Origin of the sequence: Amycolatopsis sp. NBC_00348, assembly GCF_036114655.1 — a bacterium.
Classification (GTDB): Bacteria; Actinomycetota; Actinomycetes; order Mycobacteriales; family Pseudonocardiaceae; genus Amycolatopsis.
Window position 1 is genome coordinate 214644 of sequence record NZ_CP107994.1, and the last position, 22945, is coordinate 237588.

Sequence of the window (22945 nt, forward strand, 5' to 3'; positions counted from 1 at the left end):
GGTCGGTTGCAAGATCTCAAGCATCTGAAACGACAGCGGCGGTCGTCAGCACGAGACCGCCGTCGGCGAAAAGGCAGGCAGACGTGACGCAGCACACGCCCGAGGCGCGGACCGGAACCGCAGGGCTCACCCTCACCGACTCGGTGTTCGAGCGGTTGCTCCAGGAGCGCATCGTCGTCCTCGGTTCCGAGGTGAACGACGAGATCGCCAACCGGATCACCGCGCAGCTGTTGCTGCTCGACGCGGACGACGCCGAGTCCGACATCCGCTTCTACATCAACTCGCCGGGTGGTTCGGTCACGGCCGGGTTCGCGATCTACGACACCATGCAGCTCATCCGCCCGGACGTCGCGACCTACGCGATGGGCATGGCGGCCTCGATGGGGCAGTTCCTGCTCTCCTCGGGCACGCCGGGCAAGCGGTACTCGCTGCCCCACGCGCGGATCCTGATGCACCAGCCGTCGGCGGGCGTCGGCGGTACGGCCTCGGACATCGCGATCCAGGCCGACCTGTTCAACAAGTGGAAGCGCGAACTGGCCCAGATCACCGCGGACCAGACCGGGCAGACGGTCGAGCAGATCATCGCGGACGGCGACCGCGACCGCTGGTTCACCGCGCAGGAGGCGAAGGACTACGGGTTCGTCGACCACGTCCTCACCCGCGACATCGCCCGTCCGGCCTCGAACTGAGCGCGAAGTACACACAGGAGAGTCGATCATGAGCAACTTCAGGCTCCCGGGTGACTTCCGGGCTCCGTCCGTTCCCCAGTCGCGGTACATCCTCCCGTCGTACGTCGAGCGCACCAGCTACGGCGTCAAGGAGTCGAACCCGTACAACAAGCTGTACGAGGAGCGCGTCATCTTCCTCGGCGTGCAGGTGGACGACGCGTCGGCCAACGACGTGATGGCCCAGCTGCTGCACCTCGAGCACGAGGACCCGGACCGCGACATCCTGATCTACATCAACTCGCCGGGTGGCTCGTTCACCTCGCTGATGGCGATCTACGACACGATGCAGTTCGTCCGCCCGGACATCCAGACCTACTGCCTCGGCCAGGCCGCCTCCGCGGCCGCGGTGCTGCTGGGGGCCGGTACCCCGGGCAAGCGCTACGCGCTGCCCAACTCGCGGGTGCTGATCCACCAGCCCGCCACCGAGGGCACCTACGGCCAGGTCTCCGACCTGGAGATCCAGGCGAACGAGATCCAGCGGGTGCGGCGCCAGATGGAGGTCATCCTCGGCAAGCACACCGGCAAGGACCCGGATCAGATCCGCAAGGACATCGAGCGGGACAAGATCCTCACCGCCGAAGAGGCCAAGTCGTACGGCATCATCGACGAAGTGTTGCCGTACCGTAAGGCGTCGGCTCTGTAGATCCGCCAGGCCGGTGTGTGTCAGGAAGACGACATACACCGGCACTCTGGTTTAGGGTCGTCCTTCTGACGTGCTCCCGGTGCCCGTGGGTGTTCCCGCCCACGGCATCGGACGGGTACCGTCAGTGGCAATGCGTGAGGCTCCGCCCGGTCGCTCGCGGCCGGGGGGTCGCACCGTCGCAACACACGTCAGGCGCGGACAACCGCGCCGGAGGGGACGAGGTCAACGGCCATGGCACGGATCGGTGACGGCGGAGACCTGCTGAAGTGTTCTTTCTGCGGGAAGAGCCAAAAGCAGGTGAAGAAGCTCATTGCCGGCCCCGGGGTCTACATCTGCGATGAGTGCATCGACCTCTGCAATGAGATCATCGAGGAGGAGCTGGCCGAGGCCGGCGACGTCAAACTCGACGAGCTGCCCAAGCCCGCCGACATCCACGAGTTCCTCGAGCAGTACATCATCGGCCAGAACGACGCCAAGCGGACCCTCGCGGTAGCGGTCTACAACCACTACAAGCGGATCCAGGCGGACGACAAGGCCGGCCCCAAGGACTCCAAGGAGGAGTCCGTCGAGCTCGCCAAGTCGAACATCCTGATGCTCGGCCCCACCGGGTGCGGCAAGACCTACCTCGCCCAGACCCTGGCGAAGATGCTGAACGTCCCGTTCGCGATCGCGGACGCCACGGCGCTCACCGAAGCCGGGTACGTCGGCGAGGACGTCGAGAACATCCTGCTCAAGCTCATCCAGGCGGCGGACTACGACGTCAAGCGGGCCGAGACGGGGATCATCTACATCGACGAGGTCGACAAGATCGCCCGCAAGTCGGAGAACCCCTCGATCACGCGGGACGTCTCCGGCGAGGGTGTGCAGCAGGCCCTGCTGAAGATCCTCGAAGGCACCACCGCCTCCGTCCCGCCGCAGGGCGGCCGGAAGCACCCGCACCAGGAGTTCATCCAGATCGACACGACGAACGTGCTGTTCATCGTGGCCGGTGCGTTCGCCGGACTGGAGAAGATCATCAACGAGCGGGTCGGCAAGCGTGGCCTCGGCTTCGGCGCGGAGATCCGCACCAAGTCCGAGATCGAGGAGAGCGACGTCTTCTCGGACACCATGCCCGAGGACCTGATCAAGTTCGGGCTGATCCCGGAGTTCATCGGCCGGCTCCCGGTCGTGGCGACGGTCAGTCACCTGGACAAGGAATCGCTGGTCAGCATCCTCACCCAGCCGCGCAACGCCCTGGTGAAGCAGTACAAGAAGCTCTTCGAGATGGACAACGTCGAGCTCGAGTTCACCAAGACCGCGCTCGAAGCGATCGCCGACCAGGCGGTCCTGCGCGGGACCGGTGCCCGCGGGCTGCGCGCCATCATGGAAGAAGTGCTCCAGCCGGTGATGTACGACATCCCGAGCCGCGACGACGTGGCGAAGGTCGTCATCACCGAGCAGACCGTCCGGGAGAACGTGAACCCGACGATCGTCGCCCGGCAGCCGACTCGGCGCGCTCGCAGCGAGCGCGGCGAGAAGTCGGCCTGACCCGGGCGTCTCCGGGCACCCGGCCCGGAGACCCGACAGGAAAGCTGAATGACTGCTGACTCTTTCCCGGGTACCGGGGGTACGGCCCCTGGCGGAGGCGTGCAGGCACCGCCTCCGCCGGAGCCGTCCCCGGTACCCGCCGGGGACGCTCCGGCCGGAAGGCCGCTCGGGTTCCGTGAGCTGAGCGAACGCGTGATCGCGTCCGCCTTCGAGCGGTACCGGTGGCTGAACCGCGTCCTGATGGGCGTGCTGGCCGTCTGCACCGGCACCTGCGTGGTGGCCGTGGTCGCCCGGCTGTCGCCGTTGCCCCTGATCCCGGTGCCGCTGTTCCTCGTCGCCGGCTACGGCCTCTGGCAGGCCCGCGGCGTCCGGGACCGGCGTCAGCTGTTCAGCTGGGTCCTCCTCTTCGGCCTCGCCACGATCGTGGGCTTTTGGCTCATCGCCGTCGTCGGCCGCTGGGTGGAGTGACCGGATTCCTCCGGCCGGTCCGTTTGAAGTTCACGGCGCCGGGGTAGCACCCTCCCGTGGTAGATGCCCTCAGCCCGTTTCGGCATCCGGCACTGTTCTACCGCGGTGACACTGAGTACTTGGACGGCGTCGTTCCGTTCCTCCTCGAAGGCCTCGACCGGGGCGAACCGGTCGCCGTCGCCGTTCCCGGCCGCAACCTCCTGCTCGCGGAGAAGGCCCTCGGCCCCCGTTCGGGCGAAGTCCGGCTGATCGACCTGCACCAAGCGGGCCGCAACCCCGGCGCGATCCTGCCGACGGTTCTGCTCGCCTTCGCGGGCGAGCACGTGGGCCCGGTGCGGATCGTGGTCGAGCCGATCTGGCCCGGCCGGACCGCCGCCGAGTACCCGGCGTGCGTGCTGCACGAAGCGCTCATCAACACGGCGTTCGCGGGGCGGGCCGTCGCGGTCCTCTGCCCGTACGACACGGCGGCGCTGGCCCCCGGCGTCCTGGCCGACGCCGGCCGCACCCACCCGGAGCTGTGGAAGCCTACGGGCCGGTCGGTCAGCCCGCACTACGACCCCGACCGCGTCCGCGCCGACCTCACCCGGCCCCTCGAGTCCCCGGCGGCCGCCGTCGAGCGCGCGTTCGACGTGGGCCAGCTGGCGACGTTGCGCGGCTTCACGGAGATCTGGGCGGCCCGCCACGGCCTGCGCCGCCCGCGCCGGGACGACTTCGCGCTGGCGATCGCCGAGCTGACCACGAACAGCGTGCTCTACGGCGGCGGCACCGGCATCCTGCGGCTGTGGGCGGAGGACGAGCACGTCGTCGCGGAGGTCACCGACGACGGCACGATCACCGAGCCGCTGGCCGGCCGCGTCCCACCCCCGGCCGCGACCCTCGGCGGCCGCGGGTTGCTGCTGGTCAACCGCCTGGCCGACCTGGTCCGCACGTACTGGGTCCCGGGCCGCACGACAACCCGGGTCCACTTCCGCTGCTGAAGGTCCCGGACGCTCTGAGTACGCGGGGTCAGGCGCTGGTGCGGGGGACGTGCTTGCCGAGGAAGCTGACCAGGCTGGGCACGACCGTCTTGTTGAACGTGTCCCCGTGCTTGCCGTGGGCCGTGTGGGCGACCGCCGGGTGGGCCGCGTCGACGTAGCGGCGGACGCCGGTGATGAACGAGTCCTCCGTGCCGCACCAGATGGCGTTCGGGACGCTCGCCGTCTCGGCGATGTGGCGCAGCGGGTCGAGGGACACCCAGTCCTCCATGCCCGTGAAGATGTGACGCTTCTCCATCTCCGGCCAGTTTGTGATGAGGGCCGGCGCCAGCGTGGCGACCGCCGCGGGCGGCTGGCGGCGTTCCACCCGGCGGCGGGTGTACAGCAGCGCGCCGAATCCGCCCATCGAGACGCCCGTGCAGGCGAACGGCTGGCCCGTGTCACCCGCGAAGCCGCGCGCGCGGAGCCACTGGGGGACCTCTTCGAGCAGCATCGCCATCGGGTCGTCGTTCGGGTGCACCTGGTGCCAGTAGTTGTCGCCGCCGTCGACGGCCACGAAGCCGTACGCCGGGACGGCCTTGCGGGCGACGTCGCTGGAGAGCTGCTTGAGCGTGCCGGTCGGGGCCGCGCTGCGGGCGTTGCCGTGCAGGCCGTGCAGCATCAGCGACATCGGCAGCCCGCGCGGCGGGGTCTTCGACGGCAGCAGGAACACCAGGTCGACCATCCGGCCGCGGGCCGCGGAGTAGACGCGCTCGACGCGCGTGCTGCCCAGCTGGGTCGTCGGGTTCGAGGACGCCACACCCAGCGCCCGCTGCAGGGCCTGGCTGAAGGGCAGCTTGCCGGTGGCGGTACCCGCGGCGAGACCGGCCACGGCCACCCCGGACGCCCCCGCGATCAGCACCGAACGGCGGCTCAGCCACCGCCGGGCATCCCGGACCGCAGCGCTCCCCAGCGTCGGCGGCGCCTCGACGCCCTCGTCGGCTCCGGCCGGCCCGGCAGGCGTGCGGTCATCTTCGCCGAGCGACGAAGCGGCGGCCGCGTGGTTGTGGAGGCCGTCGTCGAGGGGCGTCTCAGAGCCCGCCTCGGCCCCGGTACCTCCTGCCAGTCCGGCAACCGTGCGGTCGTCGTCGCCGAGCGGCGCTTCGGAGCCCGCCTCGGCCACCCCCGCCGAAGCGGCCACGTCGCCGCCGTCGCCGTGCGGTGTTCCAGAGCCCTCCCCGGCCCCGGAAACCTCCGCTTCGGGCCGCACACCACCCGCGGCCTGAGGCTCGGCCTCGGGCCGCTGCTCGTCGCCCCGGTCCCCGTCTTCCTCGTTCACCTGTCTCCGTCCCCCGCTTGCCACTTCCTAGGACGCCGCGCACCCGCTCCGCGTTCCCCCGCGTCCTGTCCTCCGCCGGGTTAGTCGTTCCCACCTTGCCCGGCGTTTCCGATCCGCGCGCGCCAAGCCGCTTTCGCGGCCTCGGACGAGCGTCCGGCCTGGTCCACAGTGTCCCCGAGCCCCACCGCGAGGGTGATGCCCAGGGGTATCAAGATGTGGTCTATACCCTGTTCGCCGGGCCCGAAGTGCCCGGACGCCTCCAATGTGACGAAACCGTGCAGTGCGCTCCACAACTGCGCCGCCGCCTGGTACTTGTCGGCCGGCCGGAACCGTCCGGCCTCGATGGCCCGTTCGGTCGCCCGGACGATGTGCTCGAACGCCTCCAGGCCCTCCTGCGCGGCTTCACGACCCTCCTCGGTGGTGAGGTCGGAGAGCGTCGCGCGCTTGCCGCCGGGCGCGCTCTGCCCGAACGTCACCGCGAACAGCTGCGGCTGCTCCGCGACGGCCTGCCGGTAGGTCCGGGCCAGGGAAAAGATGTCCGCCACCGGGTCGTCGGTCGCCGTGACCGCGCCCAGCCACGCCGACAGCCGCAGGAACCCCACCCGCGCCACCTCGTCGACCAGCGCCGCCATGCCCCCGAAGTGCGTGTAGACGGCCATCGTCGAGACGCCGACCTCCGCGGCCAGCTTGCGGGCCTGCAGCGCCTCGGGGCCGCCGTCGTCGAGCAGCCGGATGGCGGCGTCGACGAGCCGGTCCTTGACTTCGGTCGCGCGCGGTTTCGGGCTCATGCTTGCCAGTATCCCATAACCCTGTTATAAATGAAGCTATAACCGAGTTATGGCACGTTCTGAGGGGTCAGCCATGGGCACCAAGTTCCTCGAAGGCAACTTCGCCCCGGTCAGCCGGGAACACACGATCACCGAGCTGGCCGTCACGGGGTCGATCCCGGACTTCCTCGACGGCCGCTACCTGCGCAACGGCCCGAACCCGCTGTCCGAAGTGGACCCGGCGGCCTACCACTGGTTCATGGGCGACGGCATGGTCCACGGCGTCCGCCTGCGCGACGGCAAGGCCGAGTGGTACCGCAACCGCTGGGTGCGCAACCCGGCCGTCTCGGCGACGCTGGCCGGCGAGGACGCGAGCCGCTACTGCGGGCTGGACGCGCTCGGCGCCAACACCAACGTCATCGGCCACGCCGGCAAGACCCTCGCACTGGTCGAGGCGGGCGCGCCGATCTGGGAGCTGACCGACGAGCTCGACACCGCCGGTCGCTGCGACTTCGACGGCACGCTCCCGGGCGGCTACACCGCCCACCCGAAGCGCGACCCGCGCACCGGCGAGCTGCACGCCGTCTCGTACTTCTTCGGCATGGGCAACAAGGTCCAGTACTCCGTGATCGACGCCGCCGGCCGCGCCCGCCGCACGGTCGACGTCGAGGTCACCGGCTCGCCGATGATGCACGACTTCTCCCTGACCGAGCGGTACGTCGTGTTCTACGACCTGCCCGTGACGTTCAACGCCGAGATGGCCGTGGCCGCCAACGTGCCCAGCGCGCTGCGCACGCCCGCGAAGCTGGTGCTCTCGGCCATGGTCGGCAAGGTGCGCGTGCCGGACCCGGTCTCCGCGATGATGGCCCGCAAGATCGGCGCGAACGGCGGCCTGCCCTACCGCTGGGACCCGAAGTACCCGGCGCGGATCGGCGTCATGCCGCGTGAAGGCGGCAACGGCGACGTCCGCTGGTTCGACGTCGAGCCCTGCTACGTCTTCCACCCGCTCAACGCCTACGACGACGGCGACGACATCGTCCTGGAGGTCGTCCGCCACCCGCGGATGTTCGACCGCGAGCTGCACGGCCCGGACGAGGGCGGCCCGACGCTGGACCGCTGGACCGTCGACCTCGCCGCCGGGAAGGTCATCGAGGAGCGCCTCGACGACCGCGGCCAGGAGTTCCCGCGCGTCGACGAGCGGCTCGTCGGCCGCCGCCACCGCTACGGCTACGCGATCGCCACGGACGGCGGCGCGACCCCGGCCGGCTCGCTGTTCAAGCACGACTTCCGGACCGGTTCGGCGCAGGAACGCGCGTTCGGCGGCGGACGTCAGCCCGGCGAGTTCGTGTTCGTCCCGTGCCACGACGACGCGGCCGAGGACGACGGCGTCCTGATCGGCTTCGTCTTCGACCCGGCGACGCAGCGCAGCGACCTGACCCTGCTCGACGCGGGGACGCTGGAGACGGTGGCCGCGGTCCACCTGCCGGACCGCGTGCCCCACGGCTTCCACGGCAACTGGGTGCCGGCCACGCCGTGAGGATCGCGCCGGCCGGTGTTCCTAGGTCAGGACCCGGTGGTCGCCGGTGTAGAGGTTCATCGACTCGCCGCGCAGGAAGCCGACGAGCGTCATGCCGTTCTCCTCGGCCAGTTCCACGGCCAGCGACGACGGCGCGGACACCGCGGCCAGCAAGCCGATCCCGGCCATCGCCGCTTTCTGCACCAGCTCGAACGACACCCGCCCGGACACCAGCAGGCCGTGTCCGGGCGCGGGTATCCGGTCCGCCATGACGGCCCAGCCGAGCACCTTGTCGACCGCGTTGTGCCGGCCGACGTCCTCGCGGACGACGTCGATCTCGCCGTCCGGGGTGAACAGGGCCGCCGCGTGCAGCCCACCGGTGCTGGCGAACACCTTCTGCTGCGCGCGCAACGCGTCCGGCAGCGTGGCGAGCGTCTCGCTCTTCACCGCGAAGGGGGCGTCGGCGGGGGAGTAGCGCGTCTTGAGCTTGACCGCGTCGAGCGCGGCCTTGCCGCAGACCCCGCACGAGGACGTCGTGTAGAAGTTGCGCTCGACGCCGACGTCCGGCGGTGGCACACCGGCCGCGAGCGCGATGTCGAGGACGTTGTAGGTGTTGCGGCCCTGGTCGTCGACGCCGTCGCAGTAGCGGGCGACCGCGATGTCCTCGCGGACGCCGATCACGCCTTCGGACAGCAGGAAGCCGTGGGCCAGTTCGACGTCGTGGCCCGGGGTGCGCATGGTCACCGACAGGGCGCGGCCGCCGACCCGCAGCTCGAGGGGTTCTTCGGCGGCCAGCGAGTCGGGACGCCGCCGGTCCCCGGTCGCGGTGATCCGCCGCACCGGCCGCCGCACGGTCACCCTGCCCATCGCTCGCACCCTTCGCCGCCGGAAAGTTTGACACTCGCATGGTGCAACACCGGGTATTTAGTAATACATTCCCTCCATCATCCCCACTCTACGGAGGGATCCGATGGCTCTCGGCTTCCTGGACCGTTCCCGGATCGTCGCACCCCCAGGCTGGACGCGCTGGCTGGTGCCCCCGGCGGCCCTCTCGGTGCACCTGTCGATCGGGCAGGCCTACGCGTGGAGCGTCTTCAAGACCCCGCTCGAAAAGACGATGCACCTCACCGGCACGCAGAGTTCGCTGCCGTTCCAGCTCGGCATCGTCATGCTCGGGCTGTCCGCCGCGTTCGGCGGCACGCTCGTCGAGAAGAACGGCCCGCGCTGGGCCATGTTCGTCTCGATGTGCTGCTTCGCCACCGGATTCCTCGTCTCGGCCCTCGGTGTCGCGACCGGGCAGTTCTGGCTCGTGGTCGTCGGATACGGCGCGATCGGCGGTGTCGGCCTCGGAATCGGCTACATCTCCCCGGTTTCGACGCTGATCAAGTGGTTCCCGGACCGGCCGGGCATGGCCACCGGCATCGCCATCATGGGCTTCGGCGGCGGCGCGCTGATCGCGTCGCCGTGGTCGTCGTCGATGATCGGCACCACGCCGACCACCGGCAGCATCGCGACGGCGTTCCTGATCCACGGCGTCGTCTACGCGGCGTTCATGTCGCTGGGCTGGCTGATCGTGCGGGTCCCTGCCGACGGCTGGAAGCCTGCGGGCTGGGAGCCGAAGACCGACCACGGCACGGCGATGATCTCCACCGCGAACGTCTCGGCGGCCAACGCCATCAAGACACCGCAGTTCTGGCTGCTGTGGGTGGTGCTGTGCTTCAACGTCACCGCGGGCATCGGGATCCTGGAGAAGGCGTCCCCGATGATCGTGGACTTCTTCAAGGGCACCTCGACGCCGGTCGGCGCGGCCGCGGCGGCCGGGTTCGTCGCGCTGCTGTCGCTGTGCAACATGCTCGGCCGGTTCGTCTGGTCGTCCACATCGGACGCCATCGGGCGCAAGAACATCTACCGCACCTACCTCGGCGTCGGCGCGGTGCTCTACCTGGTGATCGCGCTGACGTCGAATTCGTCGAAACTCGTGTTCATCCTGTGCGCCATGGTGATCCTGTCGTTCTACGGCGGCGGGTTCGCGACGATCCCGGCGTACCTGAAGGACCTCTTCGGCACCTACCAGGTCGGCGCGATCCACGGCCGGCTGCTCACGGCGTGGTCGGTGGCCGGCGTGCTCGGCCCGCTGATCGTCAACGCCATCGCCGACAGCGAGAAGTCGGCCGGCAAGTCCGGCCCCGACCTCTACGCGACGTCGTTCTACATCATGATCGGCCTGCTGGTGGTCGGCTTCGTGGCCAACGAACTGGTGCGGCCGGTGAAGGCGAAGTTCCACGAACCCGCCGCGGCGGGCGAGACCGCGAAGAGCGAGGCGTGATGAGCGAGCAGAAAACCGGGCCGAACCGCGTCCCGCTGATCGTGCTGGCCTGGGCGTGGGTCGTGCTGCCCTTCGCCTACGGCGTCTACGAGCTGTTCCTGAAACTGGTGCAGCTCTTCGGCTGACCGGCGTGCCCGGGACCACCGCGGGTGGTCCCGGGCACACTTTTGATGTCTCAATGTTGACATTAAGACATTATCGCTCCAGGCTGGTGCCAGCCGACCCTGTTGGAGGACCGCTGTGACCCGTCCCGCCTTCCACCTCGCCATCCCCGTCGACGACCTGGGCCGCGCCCGCGCCTTCTACGGCGGCGTGCTCGGCCTGAGCGAAGGCCGCTCCGCCGACAAGTGGGTCGACTGGGACTTCCGCGGCCACCAGGTCGTCACCCACGTCGTCGCCGGCGCGCGGGCCGAAGCCGGGCGCAACCCCGTCGACGGCCACGACGTTCCGGTGCCGCACTTCGGGCTCGTGCTGACCGTCGAAGACTTCCACGTCCTGGCCGAGCGGCTGCGCGACGCGGGCACCGAGTTCGTCATCGAGCCCTACCAGCGCTTCGCCGGCGAGCCGGGTGAGCAGTGGACGATGTTCCTGCACGACCCGGCCGGGAACGCCTTGGAGTTCAAGGCGTTCCGCGACGAGTCGCAGTTGTTCGCGCTGTGAGCGGACCCGGGAACGGCGTCCTCGTCACCGGGGCGTCCCGCGGCATCGGGCGGGCGGTCGCCAACGCCTTCGCGGCGAACGGCCACCGCGTCGCCGTCCACTACGGCACCCGGCGGGCGGACGCCGAGGCGACGCTCGCCGCCCTGCCCGGCGACGGGCACGTGCTCGTCACCGGTGACCTCGCCGACCCGGCTGCCGCCCAGCGGATCGCCGACACGGCCGAGGCCGGGCTCGGCGGCGTCGACATCCTGGTGAACAACGCGGGTGTCGCGCCGACGCCGGAGACCGCCCACCCCGTCACCGGGGTGTCCTACGCGGACTGGCAGCGGATCTGGCGGCACACGGTCGACGTCAACCTGCTGGGCGCGGCCAACCTCAGCTACTGCGTCGCCCGGCACCTGATGACCCGCGGGGTGCCCGGCCGGATCGTCAACGTCGGCTCGCGCGGCGCGTTCCGCGGCGAGCCCGACAACCCGGCGTACGGCGCGAGCAAGGCCGCCCTGCACGCGTTCGGCCAGTCCCTCGCCGTTTCGCTGGCGCCGCACGGGATCGCGGTGACGTCCGTGGCGCCCGGCTTCACCGCCACGGAGCGCCAGCTGGACCGCATCGACGACGCCTTGCGCGCGCAGAGCCCGTTCGGCCGCGTCGGGACGCCCGAGGAGGTCGCGGCGGCCGTGCTGTACCTGGCGTCCGCCGACGCGACCTGGGCGTCGGGCGCGATCCTCGACCTCAACGGCGCGTCCCACCTGCGCATGTGACGTGGCTCACCCGTGCAGCAGATCGGGCGGCGACGGCGTCAGGAGGGCGTGCATCCACTGGGGAAGGTCGTCGTCGCCGGGGTCGCCGTGGTCGTCTTCTGCGGTACGGCCTACGGCTACGCGAACCTGCGCTCGCTCGACGAGGTCACCCGCGACGACGTGATCGGCGCCGCGGCGAAACCGGGCGAGCAGCCGGCCGACGGCTCGCTCGACATCCTGCTGGTCGGCCGCGACTCGCGTGACGACCAGCAGGGCAACCCGATGCCGGCGGACCTGCTGCGCGAGCTGCGCGTGGGCCCGAACGGCGACGACCTGACCGACACCCTGATCGTGCTGCGGATCCCGAACGGCACCAAGGAGGTCAAGGCGTTCTCGATCCCGCGGGACAGCTACGTCTCGATGCCGGGTGGCAAGGGGAAGATCAACGCCGCGTTCGGGCGCGCCAAGGCCGGGGAGGCGCGGAACCGCCGGGAGGCGGGGGAGACGGACAAGAAGAAGATCGACCAGGAGGCGCTGACCGCGGGCCGCCGCGCGACGCGGCAGGCGGTCGAGGACCTCACCGGCGTCACGATCGACCACTTCGCCGAGGTCAACCTGCTGAGCTTCTACGAGATCAGCAAGGCGGTCGGCGGCGTCGACGTCTGCCTGAAGGCGGACACGAAAGACAAGAACTCGGGGGCCGACTTCAAGGCGGGCCCGCAGCGGATCGCGGGCGCGGACGCGCTGGCCTTCGTCCGCCAGCGCGACTACGTCAAGGGCGGCGACCTGGGTCGCGCCCGGCGGCAGCAGGTCTTCCTGGCGGGGCTGGCGAAGCAGGTGCTGTCGTCGGGGACGCTGAGCGACCCGGGCAAGCTGTCGGACCTCATCGACGCGGTGAAGCGCTCGGTGGTCCTCGACGGTTCCTGGAACCTGCTCGACTTCGTGGCGCAGATGCGCGGGGTTTCCGGCGGTGGCATCCAGTTCGCGACGATCCCGACGGTCAACGTGGACTACCGGTACGACCCGGCCAACCCGCGCGCCACCGCGGTGCAGGTGGATCCGGCTCAGGTCAAGGCGTTCGTGGCGGGGCTGATCGGCGCCGCGGCCCCGGCCGCACCCGCGCCGATCGTCGACGTGGCCAACGCGAGCGGGCGCTCGGGCCTGGCCGCACGAGTCGGGGATCTTCTGCGGGACAAGGGATTCGCGCCGGGAACGGCGGGCAACACGGCCTCGCGCCGGACGTCGTTGGTCCGTTTCGGCCCGGACCTGGCGGACCGCGGCGCGGAGGTGGCGAAGCTCCTGGGCGGCTTGACGACCCAGCAGGCGACCTCGGTCCCGGCGGGCCACATCGAAGTGGTGCTGGGGACGGTGTATTCGGGCCCCGGAATAGCGGGCGGCGGCGGCGCCCCGGGCGGCGACGAACCGATCACCTCGGGCGGCGTCGTCTGCGTGGACTGACCCGCGCTGGTCCTGCAAGCGGGCGGCCTTGGTCATGGCGGCGTTGCGGCGGTCGATCGTCACCTACAAGGAGCTGGGCCACGCGATCGGCCTGAAGGAGATCGCGCTGCGCAACGCAATGCCGCGCGTGCCGGCCGAATCCTGTTACGGCGCTGACGAGCCGCCGTTGACCGCGCTGGTGGTCAACGCGCAGACCGGCGAACCGGGAGCCGACCGGCGTGGCACCGGCAAGCCGTGGCACGCCGACGTCCAACGGGTCTTCCGGTACTGGGCCGCGCGGGATTGACCAAAATACTGAGCCGCGCTGGTCATTTTCCCGAAACGCGTCGAAGTCGTTTTCTCCTGGCGGGGACCGGACCACAGTGGACCACTTGCCATGGTGGTCCTTGACGCTGCTGTCCTGGTGAGGCAGGGTTCATCGAACCGTGAAACCCCGGGTGCCGAACGGTTTCGGCGCCGCTCCACCGCAACTGATCACCGGATCGGCGATCATCAGGAAAACCGATTTCCACCGTTTTCGCCTCAGGAAAACCGAATGCGCAGAAGCTCCGTCCGCCAATGGTGGTGGACACTTCCGATGATCGCTTCAGCCGTTCTGCTCGCCGGCTGCCAGTCGATGTCCGGGACGGTGCACTACCCCGATGCCGTGGACGCCTGCAAGCTGCCCGGGCCGGACATCCTCAAGCAGCTCGCGCCCGGGACCGTCGAGATCCCGGCCGGCTCGATCAAGACGGTCGACACCAGGGTCGTGCCCGAGGACCGTTCCAGCGCCGGCAACGAGCTGACCAGCTGCAAGCGCCTGTTCGCCCGCGATCTCGGCGGCGGCAAGCCGAACCTGCAGGACTACCGGATCGTGACGATCGCCGTCGTGCGGTTCACCGCGTCCGACGCCGCCGAAGCGTCCGCCAAGGCCACCCAGCTGATGACCGACGCCCTCGGCGACCACTCGGGCGTGCGGCTCGCCACCGGCGTCGGCGACGAGGCCGGGTTCTCCGAGCAGTGGGCGGCCGTGCGCACCGGCAACGTCGTGCTCGGCCTGGCCATCGCCGACGGCGGGACCGAAGCCGCGCTGATCCCGCCGGCCACGCTCGACAACGTCCAGGCCATGGTCACCGACATGACCGGCACCCTGCGCCGGGACTACCAAGGCTGACGACCAACGCCGACGACCAAGGCTCACTCAGGGTCAGGGCTGCGGCTCCAGCCGCACCACGATCGCCTTGGACACCGGCGTGTTCGACTTGTCGGCCACCGAGCCGAGCGGCACGAGCGCGTTCGCCTCGGGGAAGTACGCCGCCGCGCAACCGCGGGCCGTCGGGTAGGACACCACCCGGAACGCCGGGGCGCGGCGGTCGCCGTCGTGCCATTCCGACACGAGGTCGACCATCACGGCGTCCGCCAGCCCCAGCGCGGCCAGGTCGTCCGGGTTGACGAGCACGACGCGGCGGGCGTTCTCGATGCCGCGGTAGCGGTCGGACAGGCCGTAGATCGTGGTGTTGTACTGGTCGTGGCTGCGCATCGTCTGCAGCAGCAGCCGCCCTTCGGGCACCTTCGGGTACTCCAGTCCGGACACCGTGAAGTTGGCCTTGCCGTTGGCCGTGCCGCTGAACTCGCGGGAGTCGCGCGGCGCGTTCGGCAGCACGAACCCGTCCGGCTCGCGGACGCGGCGGTTGTAGTCGGCGCAGCCGGTCACGACCCGCGCGATCCGGTCGCGGATCAGGTCGTAGTCGCCCTCGAACGTCCGCCACGGCACTGCGTGCCCGGCGCCGAGCAGCTTCTCCGCCAGCCGGCAGACGATCGCGACCTCGGACAGCAGGTGCTCGCTCGCCGGCTTCAGCCGCCCGTGGGAGGCGTGCACCTGCGACATCGAGTCCTCGACCGTGACGAACTGCTCGCCCGCGGCCTGGACGTCGCGCTCGGTGCGGCCGAGCGTCGGCAGGACCAGCGCCGTGCGGCCGTGGACGACGTGCGAGCGGTTCAGCTTCGTCGAGACGTGCACGGTCAGCGAGCACGACTGGAGCGCCTTCTCGGTCGCCTCCGTGTCCGGCGTCGCCGAGGCGAAGTTGCCGCCCACGGCGAAGAAGACCTTGCCGCGGCCGTCGCGCATCGCGTGGATCGAGTCGACGGTGTCGAGGCCGTGCTCGCGGGGGACGTCGATGCCGAACTCGCCGGCGAGGGCGTCCATGAAGGACTGCGGCATCTTCTCCCAGATGCCCATCGTCCGGTCGCCCTGGACGTTCGAGTGCCCGCGCACCGGGCACAGGCCCGCGCCGGGCTTGCCGATCATCCCGCGCATCAGCGCCAGGTTCGCGATCTCCGAGATCGTCGGAACGGCGTGCTTGTGCTGCGTCAGGCCCATCGCCCAGCAGTAGATCGTCCGCTCCGACGACGCGATCATCCGCGCGACGCGCTCGATCTGCTCCCGCGGCAGCCCGGTGGCCCGCTCGACCTCCGGCCAGTCGACCTGGTGCAGGTGCTTGGCGTAGTCGTCGAAGTACTCGGTCGAGTGCTGGACGAACTCCCAGTCGACGATCGTGCCCGGCGCCTGCTCGTCCCAGGTCAGCAGCAGGTGCCCGACGGCCTGGAACAGCGCCAGGTCGCCACCGAGGCGGATCTGGGCGAACTCGTCGGCCAGCGGCGTGCCCTTGCCGACGACGCCGCGGACGTTCTGCGGGTTCTTGAACCGCATCAGCCCGGCTTCGGGCAGCGGGTTGACCGCGATGATCTTCGCGCCGTTGCCCTTGGCCTCCTCCAGCGCCGAGAGCATCCGCGGGTGGTTGGTGCCCGGGTTCTGCCCGACGACGACGATCAGGTCGGCCTTGTGGATGTCGGCCAGGCTCACCGAGCCCTTGCCGATGCCGGTGGTCGCCTGCAGCGCCGCGCCCGAGGACTCGTGGCACATGTTCGAGCAGTCCGGCAGGTTGTTGGTGCCGAACGAGCGCACCATCAGCTGGTAGAGGAACGCGGCTTCGTTGCTGGTCCGGCCCGAGGTGTAGAAGAACGCCTCGTTCGGGTCGGTCAGGGCCTTCAGCTCGCCCGCGACCAGCTCGAAGGCGTCGTCCCAGGAGATCGGTTCGTAGTGCGACGCGCCTTCGCGCAGCACGAACGGTTCGGTGATCCGGCCCTGCTGGCCCAGCCAGTAGTCGGTCTTCCCACGCAGTTCGGCGATCGGGTGCGCGGCGAAGAACTCCCGGCCGACCCGCCGTTTCGTCGCCTCCTCGGCGACGGCCTTCGCCCCGTTCTCACAGAACTCGGCCAGCTTGCGGTGTTCCCCGTCGACCTCGCGGGGCTCCGGCCACGCGCAGCCCGGGCAGTCGAAGCCCTGACGCTGGTTCAGCAGCCGCAGCGCCTTGACCGTCCGGCCGGTGCCCATCTGCTCGACGCTGCGCAGGAGTGACACGGCCACGCCGGGTATGCCGGCCGCCCAGCCCTTCGGCTTGTGCACTTCGAGCTGGTCCTCGTCCACGTCCTGTGCCGGCGCCTCACGGGTCATGTGTTCATGGTGCGCCCCGATGACCGTTCACGCGAGCAGGGGGTTCGTCACACCCGCGCGGCGCGCAGTCCGCGGTCGACGACGGTGACGACGAGCAGGGTGGCGCTGATGACGAGCAGCGCGATCGCCAGCCGGTGCAGGCCGGCCGAATCGGCGTGCGGGCCATAACAAAGCGCGATGAGCGTCGAGGCCACGATCGCGCCCAGGTACTGGGCCGTGCGGAACAGGCCGCTCGCCGTGCCCATCTGCTCGGCCGGGGCCTCCTGGTACAGCGTCGTCTGGTTCGCGACGCTGGTCAGGCCCTGCGCCAGGCCGAACAGCGCGGCCAGGGCCAGCAGCGCGCCGATCCACGTGCCGTCGTGGACGACCAGCAGCAGCGCCGAGCCGCCGAGCAGCGCCACGGCCACCGTGACCAGCCGGGCCTTGATGCCGGTGCCGCGGCCGGAGAACGCGGCGGCGCACACCGCCGTGCCCGACATCGGGAGCAGCATCAGCCCGGCGGTCTCCGCGCTGAGGTGCCGCGCGGTTTCGAGCCACTGGACGTAGCCGAACATGATCGCGTAGATCGCCATGAAGCTCAGCGCCTGCCGCAGGTAGGTGCGCAGGATCGCGCCGTTGGCCGCGAGCATCCGCAGGTCCAGGAACGGGGCGGCGCGGTGCAGCTCGACCAGCGTGAACGCGATCGCGAAGGCGGCGACGACGGCGAGCAGCCACAGGTCCGCGCCGGGGTTCATCAGGTAGAGCAGCAACGCCAGCAGCGTCGCGGAGAACAGCGCGATGCCCAGGACGTCGATCGGCGCCGCCGTGCGCGCGCCGCGGTCGTCCTTCGGCACCCACAGCAGGGCCAGCACCAGCGACAACCCGGCGAGCGGGATGTTCACGGCGAAGATCGCGGGCCAGCCGAACAGGCCGATGAGCAGCCCGCCGAGCGTCGGGCCGATGACCATCACCGTCTGCGCGGACATCGACAGCAGCGACAGCACCCGCGCGGGCACGCCCTGGCCGCTCGCTTCGGCGTGGTGGCGCAACACAGCCATCGCGGCCGGGAACCCGGCGCAGGTGCCCAGGCCCAGGACCACGCGCACGCCGGTCAGCCAGCCGACCGAGAGCGGGATCATGCCGGCGATCCCGGCGACGATCACCAGCACCGCCCCGCCGAGCAGCACCCGGCGGGCGCCGTAGCGGTCCACCAGCAGCCCGACCACCGGCTGCCCGACGGCGGTAGCCAGGTAGAGCGCGGAGATCAGCCAGGCCGTCTGGCCGGGGCCGGCGCCGAAGCTGTGCCCGATCGGCACGAGCGCGACGGCGATGAGCGTGGAGTTGATCGGGTTGAGCACCGCCCCGGCCACCAGCGGGGTGACCAGGCGGGCGCCGAACCGGGCGGGAGCGGTGAGGGTGGTCGTGAGGACTCCTTCGGGGTCAGTGCTGGGCGACGCGCTGCAGCAGCGGCAGGGCGCGCACGACGGTCTCGAGCTCGGCGGGGGACAGCTCGTCCACCAGCGCCTGGGCGAGCCATTCCTCGCGGTGCTGGAAGACGCCGCGCACGGTGTCGGTGCCGGCGTCGGACAGGCTGATCACCACGCGGCGCCGGTCGCCCGGGTCGGGGGTGCGGGCGAGGTAGCCCAGTTCGTCGAGGACGCCGAGGGTGGCGGCCATCGACTGCTGCCGCACGTGCTCGGCGGCGGCCAGCTCGCCCTGTGTGGCGGGCCCCCTGCGGTAGAGCCGGTTGAGCACGGCGGACTGGGACGGCGTCAGGATCCCGGCGTTGTCGACCTGGCGCAGCCGCCGGTGCAGCTGCCCGACGACCCCGCGGATCCAGCCGGCGTTCTCGGCGACGTGCGGTGGTACTTCACCCATACCCACAGCTTAGACTGCACAGTCCAGCCTGTGCATCTGGCTGTGACGCACTCCTCGGCGGGAGTGCGGGAGGGTCAGTCCTTGCAGCCGTGGACGTCGGGCATGGGGAGGCTCGGGTCGTAGGCGCCCGGCACGTCCTGGTCGTCGCCGGGCAGCCCGGGCTGGTCCGGGTTGGCGTAAGCGGGCGCGAGATAACCCTGCTTGAGCGCCTCGCAGCCGATCGAGTCGTAGAAGCTCCCCCCGCCGTCGCCGGGCCACAGGCCGCGGCTGCCCGCCGCGAAGTTCTTGCCCTGGCGGACGACGTAGCTCTCGTCCGACCGCACGAAGCTCACGATCTCCCACGGGCCCTGCAGCCCGTCGGGGTGGACGTTGTCGAAGGCGTACGCGGTGACGTACTTGACGTCGACCATCAGCTCGCCCGGCTTCGCGCCGGCCTTCGCGGTCATCGAGCCGAACGTGCGCGGGCCCTGGTCGAGCAGGTGGTAGCCGTCGGCCAGCTCGGTGACGTAGGCCGAGAAGTCCGGCTTGGTCCCCAGCTCCTTCGCGATGGCGCCCTCGGCGTCCTTCGCGAACAGCGCCAGGTAGGCCGCGGTGTCGTGCCGGTCGAGCACGGCGGGGTCGAGCCGGGACGCCGTGATCGCCTGCTTCACCTTCGTGTAGGCGTCGCCGACCTGCGGTGCGGTGAACGACCCCAGCGCGGCCGGCGCGGGGACGGTGATCCCGTCGATGCCCTTGCGCCAGGCGTCCGCCGGGGTCCGCGCGTACGCGTGCTTCAGGTCCACCGGCGCGTACTGGGCGACCGAGGTCGGGTTGACCGTCGTCGGCACCGGCGTGTCCGGGGTACCCGCTTCGCTGGTGGGTGTGCGCCGGCCGAGGGCGACGACCACCGCCGTCGTCACGGCCAGGATCAGCACGAACGCGATCAGGCCCCACCGGCGTCCCCGGCCCGGCGACGGCGCGTTCCGCCGGGCGCGCTTCTGCTGCTTGCGGAACTTCTTCCGGTCGCTCTTCGCCCCCAGCCAGGCGTCGGTCTGGGCGTGCTTGCGCCACTCCGGGTCCATCAGGTCCGGGTGCGTTTCGAGCAGGTTGTCCTCGTCCACGTGCTTCCCCCACAGTCGATGACTGATCATCGACGGAAGCGCGGGTTCGTTACGCGGAAGTGTGCAGCGAGGCGCCGAAGAACAGGAACGGGTCCTCGTTGACGCCGACGCCCTGGACCTGGTGCACGACGACGGCCGCCGCGACCAGCGCGACGACCAGCAGCAGGGCGAGCAGCCCCGGCCACCGGCTGCTGCCGGGCCGCTGGGTGCCGCCGGTCCGGCGGTCGCGCTTGCGGCGTTTCCTCAGGTCCTTCTTGGCGCCCAGCCAGGCGTCCCGCTCGGCGTACTTCTGCCAGTCGGGGTTCATCAGGTCCGGGTGCGTCTCGAGGCGCCGGTCGTCCGGATCCTGCGGTTGCTGAGGCTGTGCCATCCCGAGTGCCTTCCCCCTGGGTGACCCGCCGTGACGGGTTCGTAGACTTGTCCATTGTGACCGAGAACGCTCCGCAGCAGACCACCGACCTTCCGGGTGCCTGGGACCCGGCCGCCGAGGAAGCACCGATGTACGACCGCTGGGTAGCGGCCGGGTACTTCACGGCCGACGCCTCGTCGGAGAAGCCGCCGTTCTCGATCGTACTGCCGCCGCCGAACGTGACCGGTTCCCTGCACATGGGCCACGCGCTCAACCACACCCTGATGGACGCGATGAGCCGCCGCCGTCGCATGCAGGGCTACGAGGTGCTGTGGCTGCCGGGCATGGACCACGCCGGCATCGCGACGCAGAACGTCGTCGAGCGCCAGCTCGCCGGTGAGGGCCTTTCGCGCCACGACCTGGGCCGCGAGAAGTTCGTCGAGCGCGTCTGGGAGTGGAAGGCCGAGTACGGCGGCCGGATCCTCGGCCAGATGAAGCGCCTCGGCGACGGCGTCGACTGGTCGCGCGAGCGCTTCACCATGGACGAGAACCTGTCGAAGGCCGTCCAGACCGTGTTCAAGAACTTCTTCGACGAGGGCCTGATCTACCGCGCCGAGCGGATCATCAACTGGTGCCCGCGCTGCCAGACCGCGCTGTCGGACATCGAGGTCGACCACAACGACGACGACGGCGAGCTCGTGTCGATCCGCTACGGCGACGGCGAAGACGCGATCGTGGTGGCCACCACCCGCGCCGAGACGATGCTGGGCGACACCGCGGTCGCCGTCCACCCGGACGACGAGCGCTACGCGCACCTGGTCGGCACGACCGTCGAGCTGCCGCTCACCGGGCGCCGCATCCCGATCGTGGCCGACAAGCACGTCGACCCGGAGTTCGGCACCGGCGCGGTCAAGGTGACCCCGGCGCACGACCCGAACGACTTCGAGATCGGCCGCCGGCACGACCTGCCGATGCTCACGGTGATGAACGAGCGCGCCGAGATCACCGTGAAGGGCCCGTTCGAGGGGCTCGACCGCTTCGAGGCGCGGCCCGCGGTGGTCGCGGCGCTGCGCGAGCTCGGCCGGATCGTCGCGGAGAAGCGGCCGTACGTGCACGCGGTCGGGCACTGCTCGCGCTGCGACACGGTCGTCGAGCCGCGGCTGTCGCTGCAGTGGTGGGTCAAGGTCGAGGAGCTGGCCAAGCTGGCCGGCGACGCGGTCCGCGACGGCCGCACGAAGATCCACCCGCCGGAGCTGGGCAAGCGGTACTTCGACTGGGTCGACAACATGCACGACTGGACGATCTCGCGCCAGCTGTGGTGGGGCCACCGGATCCCGGTCTTCTACGGCCCGGACGGCGAAGTCGTCTGCGTCGGCCCGGACGAGCAGCCGCCGTCCGGCGAGGGCTGGACGCAGGACCCGGACGTCCTGGACACCTGGTTCTCCTCGGGCCTGTGGCCGATGTCGACGCTGGGCTGGCCCTCGTCGTCCGACGACCTGGCCAAGTTCTATCCGACCAGCGTGCTGTCGACCGGCTACGACATCCTGTTCTTCTGGGTCGTCCGGATGATGATGTTCGGCGTGCACCAGATGGACGGCCGTCCGCCGTTCGACCACGTCTACCTGCACGGTCTCATCCGTGACGCGCAGGGCAAGAAGATGTCCAAGTCGCGCGGCAACGTGATCGACCCGCTGGAGTGGATGGACGCCTACGGCGCCGACGCCACGAGGTTCACCCTGGCCCGCGGCGCCAACCCGGGCGCGGACATGGCGCTGGCCGACGAGTGGGCCGCGGGTTCCCGCAACTTCTGCACGAAGCTGTGGAACGCCACCAAGTTCGCGATGATGAACGGCGCGTCGGTCGCTGCGCCGCTGCCCGCTGCTTCGGATCTGACGGAGTCGGACCGCTGGATCCTCGGCCGCCTGGGCGCTCTGGTGTCCGAAGTGGATGGTCTGTTCGAGGACTTCCAGTTCGCCAAGGTGGCGGGCGCGCTCTACCAGTTCACCTGGAACGAGCTGTGCGACTGGTACCTGGAGCTGGCGAAGGTCCAGCTGTACCAAGGGGACTCCTCCCGGGTGTCCGCCACCCGAGCGGTGCTGGGCCACGTCCTGGACACGGTGCTGCGCTTGCTGCACCCGTTCATCCCGTTCATCACCGAGAAGCTGTGGAAGGCGCTGACGGGCGGCGAGTCCCTGGTGGTCGCATCGTGGCCGGTCGCTTTCGCGGGCTACGCGGACCCGGTCGCCGACGCGCACATCGCCGACGTCCAGAAGCTGGTCACGGAGATCCGCCGCTTCCGCGCGGATCAGGGCCTCAAGCCGGGCCAGAAGGTCGCGTCCCGCCTGGGCGGCTACGCGGGCGGCCACGAGGAGGCGGTCCGGTCCCTGGTGCGCCTGACCGAGCCGCCGGCCGACTTCGCGGCGAGCGCGTCACTGGAGGTCGCCCTGGCGGACGGCGTGGTCACGGTGGAGCTGGACCTGTCGGGCACGGTCGACGTCGAGGCCGAGCGCAAGCGCCTGCAGAAGGACCTCGCGGCAGCCCAGAAGGAACTGACCCAGACGGAGGCCAAGCTGGGCAACGAGGCTTTCATCGCCAAGGCCCCGGCCCCGGTGATCGACAAGATCAAGGTCCGCAAGCAAACGGCGGCCACAGACATCGACCGCATCACGGCGCGCCTGGCATCGTTGCCGGCTTCCTGACACGGTTCGGCGGCACTTTCACGTGAAAGTGCCGCCTCCCGGCCGACCCGAACGGGCGCTGTTCCCTTGTGGACAGCGCCCGTTCGCGTTGTCGGGAGGAGCTGGAACTGTCGTACCCCTTCGGTACGTTGGAAACGGGGGGCTGCTCAGCCGGTCTCCGGAACTGACGGCCCTCGTCGTGCGACGGCCGAGCCGACCGAGCGCAGCCGCCGGGCGTGAACTTGGTACCCGCCGCCGGGCAAGCCGGTGTCCTCCGGCGCCACCAGCGCGCTTCACAGCGGTTCGCCGCGCGCGGGCACTTGCTCAAGTAAGCGCCCAGATGATG

At 70.4% G+C, this 22945-nt stretch carries 22 protein-coding genes; 14 read left to right on the forward strand and 8 right to left on the reverse strand.

Features of this window, described 5'->3' with window-relative positions; translation table 11 throughout:
- Positions 1-83 precede the first annotated feature (83 nt).
- The 5 genes from OHS58_RS00905 to OHS58_RS00925 all read left to right on the forward strand — a co-directional run bounded on the left by OHS58_RS00905 (position 84) and on the right by OHS58_RS00925 (position 4343).
- Complete coding sequence (locus OHS58_RS00905) at positions 84-689, forward strand: ClpP family protease (RefSeq protein ID WP_326943371.1); 606 nt, start codon at positions 84-86, stop codon at positions 687-689.
- A gap of 28 nt (positions 690-717) precedes the next feature.
- Positions 718-1371 carry an ATP-dependent Clp protease proteolytic subunit gene (locus OHS58_RS00910; protein ID WP_326943370.1) on the forward strand — a complete coding sequence of 218 codons (654 nt, stop codon included), beginning with the start codon at positions 718-720 and terminating at the stop codon, positions 1369-1371.
- A 231-nt stretch (positions 1372-1602) separates the two neighbouring features.
- Entirely contained in the window at positions 1603-2898 is a 1296-nt protein-coding gene (gene clpX / locus OHS58_RS00915) for an ATP-dependent Clp protease ATP-binding subunit ClpX (protein WP_247055283.1), read from the forward strand.
- A gap of 192 nt (positions 2899-3090) precedes the next feature.
- Complete coding sequence (locus tag OHS58_RS00920) at positions 3091-3366, forward strand: hypothetical protein (RefSeq protein WP_247055281.1); 276 nt, start codon at positions 3091-3093, stop codon at positions 3364-3366.
- A 56-nt stretch (positions 3367-3422) separates the two neighbouring features.
- Positions 3423-4343 (forward strand): anti-sigma factor RsbA family regulatory protein, encoded by a 921-nt coding sequence (locus OHS58_RS00925; RefSeq protein WP_328646828.1) that lies wholly within the window; start codon positions 3423-3425, stop codon positions 4341-4343.
- 28 nt (positions 4344-4371) lie between these two features.
- Here the strand turns inward: OHS58_RS00925 and OHS58_RS00930 are convergent, their stop codons facing one another.
- Positions 4372-5292: an alpha/beta hydrolase gene (locus tag OHS58_RS00930; protein ID WP_328649756.1), complete on the reverse strand. Its 921-nt coding sequence runs from the start codon at positions 5290-5292 to the stop codon at positions 4372-4374.
- Positions 5293-5738: 446 nt separating this feature from the next.
- Positions 5739-6446: a TetR/AcrR family transcriptional regulator gene (locus OHS58_RS00935; RefSeq protein ID WP_328646829.1), complete on the reverse strand. Its 708-nt coding sequence runs from the start codon at positions 6444-6446 to the stop codon at positions 5739-5741.
- Positions 6447-6519: 73 nt separating this feature from the next.
- Here OHS58_RS00935 and OHS58_RS00940 point away from each other — a divergent pair, with 73 nt between their 5' ends.
- Positions 6520-7962 carry a carotenoid oxygenase family protein gene (locus tag OHS58_RS00940; protein WP_326959383.1) on the forward strand — a complete coding sequence of 481 codons (1443 nt, stop codon included), beginning with the start codon at positions 6520-6522 and terminating at the stop codon, positions 7960-7962.
- A 21-nt stretch (positions 7963-7983) separates the two neighbouring features.
- On the opposite strand, the gene fdhD is transcribed toward OHS58_RS00940, so the two are convergent.
- Positions 7984-8808 (reverse strand): formate dehydrogenase accessory sulfurtransferase FdhD, encoded by an 825-nt coding sequence (gene fdhD / locus OHS58_RS00945; RefSeq protein ID WP_328646830.1) that lies wholly within the window; start codon positions 8806-8808, stop codon positions 7984-7986.
- A 103-nt stretch (positions 8809-8911) separates the two neighbouring features.
- On the opposite strand from fdhD, the gene OHS58_RS00950 reads away from it, so the two are divergent.
- The 7 genes from OHS58_RS00950 (at position 8912) to OHS58_RS00980 (ending at position 14275) form a co-directional block, all read left to right on the forward strand.
- Entirely contained in the window at positions 8912-10267 is a 1356-nt protein-coding gene (locus OHS58_RS00950) for an L-lactate MFS transporter (protein ID WP_326943364.1), read from the forward strand.
- On the forward strand, positions 10267-10392 hold the full coding sequence (locus tag OHS58_RS00955) for an MFS transporter small subunit (protein WP_326943363.1): 126 nt from the start codon (positions 10267-10269) through the stop codon (positions 10390-10392). Before OHS58_RS00950 ends, OHS58_RS00955 begins: the two co-directional genes overlap by 1 nt.
- A gap of 115 nt (positions 10393-10507) precedes the next feature.
- Entirely contained in the window at positions 10508-10927 is a 420-nt protein-coding gene (locus OHS58_RS00960) for a VOC family protein (RefSeq protein WP_326959385.1), read from the forward strand.
- Entirely contained in the window at positions 10924-11685 is a 762-nt protein-coding gene (locus OHS58_RS00965) for an SDR family NAD(P)-dependent oxidoreductase (RefSeq protein ID WP_326943361.1), read from the forward strand. The genes OHS58_RS00960 and OHS58_RS00965 overlap by 4 nt, the downstream gene beginning before the upstream one ends.
- 48 nt (positions 11686-11733) lie before the next feature.
- The gene (locus OHS58_RS00970) at positions 11734-13122 is read left to right on the forward strand and encodes an LCP family protein (protein ID WP_328646831.1); all 1389 of its coding nucleotides are present in this window, start codon (positions 11734-11736) and stop codon (positions 13120-13122) included.
- 34 nt (positions 13123-13156) lie between these two features.
- Positions 13157-13408 carry a hypothetical protein gene (locus tag OHS58_RS00975; RefSeq protein ID WP_328646832.1) on the forward strand — a complete coding sequence of 84 codons (252 nt, stop codon included), beginning with the start codon at positions 13157-13159 and terminating at the stop codon, positions 13406-13408.
- A 291-nt stretch (positions 13409-13699) separates the two neighbouring features.
- Entirely contained in the window at positions 13700-14275 is a 576-nt protein-coding gene (locus tag OHS58_RS00980; RefSeq protein WP_326943359.1) for a hypothetical protein, read from the forward strand.
- Positions 14276-14308: 33 nt separating this feature from the next.
- Here OHS58_RS00980 and OHS58_RS00985 read toward each other — a convergent pair whose 3' ends face one another.
- From OHS58_RS00985 to OHS58_RS01005, 5 genes are all read right to left on the reverse strand, one after another.
- Complete coding sequence (locus OHS58_RS00985; RefSeq protein WP_328646833.1) at positions 14309-16615, reverse strand: FdhF/YdeP family oxidoreductase; 2307 nt, start codon at positions 16613-16615, stop codon at positions 14309-14311.
- A gap of 47 nt (positions 16616-16662) precedes the next feature.
- The gene (locus OHS58_RS00990) at positions 16663-17964 is read right to left on the reverse strand and encodes an MFS transporter (protein ID WP_328646834.1); all 1302 of its coding nucleotides are present in this window, start codon (positions 17962-17964) and stop codon (positions 16663-16665) included.
- A gap of 70 nt (positions 17965-18034) precedes the next feature.
- Positions 18035-18472, reverse strand: a complete 438-nt coding sequence (locus OHS58_RS00995) for a MarR family winged helix-turn-helix transcriptional regulator (RefSeq protein ID WP_326943356.1) — start codon at positions 18470-18472, stop codon at positions 18035-18037.
- 74 nt (positions 18473-18546) lie between these two features.
- Positions 18547-19602, reverse strand: coding sequence for a hypothetical protein (locus OHS58_RS01000; protein ID WP_328646835.1), 1056 nt, complete (start codon positions 19600-19602; stop codon positions 18547-18549).
- Positions 19603-19621: 19 nt separating this feature from the next.
- Positions 19622-19942 (reverse strand): hypothetical protein, encoded by a 321-nt coding sequence (locus tag OHS58_RS01005; RefSeq protein WP_247055252.1) that lies wholly within the window; start codon positions 19940-19942, stop codon positions 19622-19624.
- Between the two features lie 56 nt (positions 19943-19998).
- Between OHS58_RS01005 and OHS58_RS01010 the strand changes: the two genes are divergently transcribed.
- Entirely contained in the window at positions 19999-22620 is a 2622-nt protein-coding gene (locus OHS58_RS01010) for a valine--tRNA ligase (RefSeq protein ID WP_328646836.1), read from the forward strand.
- Positions 22621-22945: the final 325 nt, after the last annotated feature.

Bases quoted from the DNA above. Each gene is read 5' to 3' on its own strand.
- OHS58_RS00935 (WP_328646829.1), bottom strand. From the start codon at position 6,446: ATGAGCCCGAAACCGCGCGCGACCGAAGTCAAGGACCGGCTCGTCGAC.
- OHS58_RS00940 (WP_326959383.1), top strand. From the start codon at position 6,520: ATGGGCACCAAGTTCCTCGAAGGCAACTTCGCCCCGGTCAGCCGGGAA.
- OHS58_RS00955 (WP_326943363.1), top strand. From the start codon at position 10,267: ATGAGCGAGCAGAAAACCGGGCCGAACCGCGTCCCGCTGATCGTGCTG.
- OHS58_RS00950 (WP_326943364.1), top strand. From the start codon at position 8,912: ATGGCTCTCGGCTTCCTGGACCGTTCCCGGATCGTCGCACCCCCAGGC.
- OHS58_RS01000 (WP_328646835.1), bottom strand. From the start codon at position 19,602: ATGATCAGTCATCGACTGTGGGGGAAGCACGTGGACGAGGACAACCTG.
- OHS58_RS00975 (WP_328646832.1), top strand. From the start codon at position 13,157: ATGGCGGCGTTGCGGCGGTCGATCGTCACCTACAAGGAGCTGGGCCAC.
- OHS58_RS00995 (WP_326943356.1), bottom strand. From the start codon at position 18,472: ATGGGTGAAGTACCACCGCACGTCGCCGAGAACGCCGGCTGGATCCGC.
- clpX (WP_247055283.1), top strand. From the start codon at position 1,603: ATGGCACGGATCGGTGACGGCGGAGACCTGCTGAAGTGTTCTTTCTGC.
- fdhD (WP_328646830.1), bottom strand. From the start codon at position 8,808: ATGGGCAGGGTGACCGTGCGGCGGCCGGTGCGGCGGATCACCGCGACC.
- OHS58_RS00985 (WP_328646833.1), bottom strand. From the start codon at position 16,615: ATGACCCGTGAGGCGCCGGCACAGGACGTGGACGAGGACCAGCTCGAA.
- OHS58_RS00910 (WP_326943370.1), top strand. From the start codon at position 718: ATGAGCAACTTCAGGCTCCCGGGTGACTTCCGGGCTCCGTCCGTTCCC.
- OHS58_RS01005 (WP_247055252.1), bottom strand. From the start codon at position 19,942: ATGGCACAGCCTCAGCAACCGCAGGATCCGGACGACCGGCGCCTCGAG.
- OHS58_RS00980 (WP_326943359.1), top strand. From the start codon at position 13,700: ATGATCGCTTCAGCCGTTCTGCTCGCCGGCTGCCAGTCGATGTCCGGG.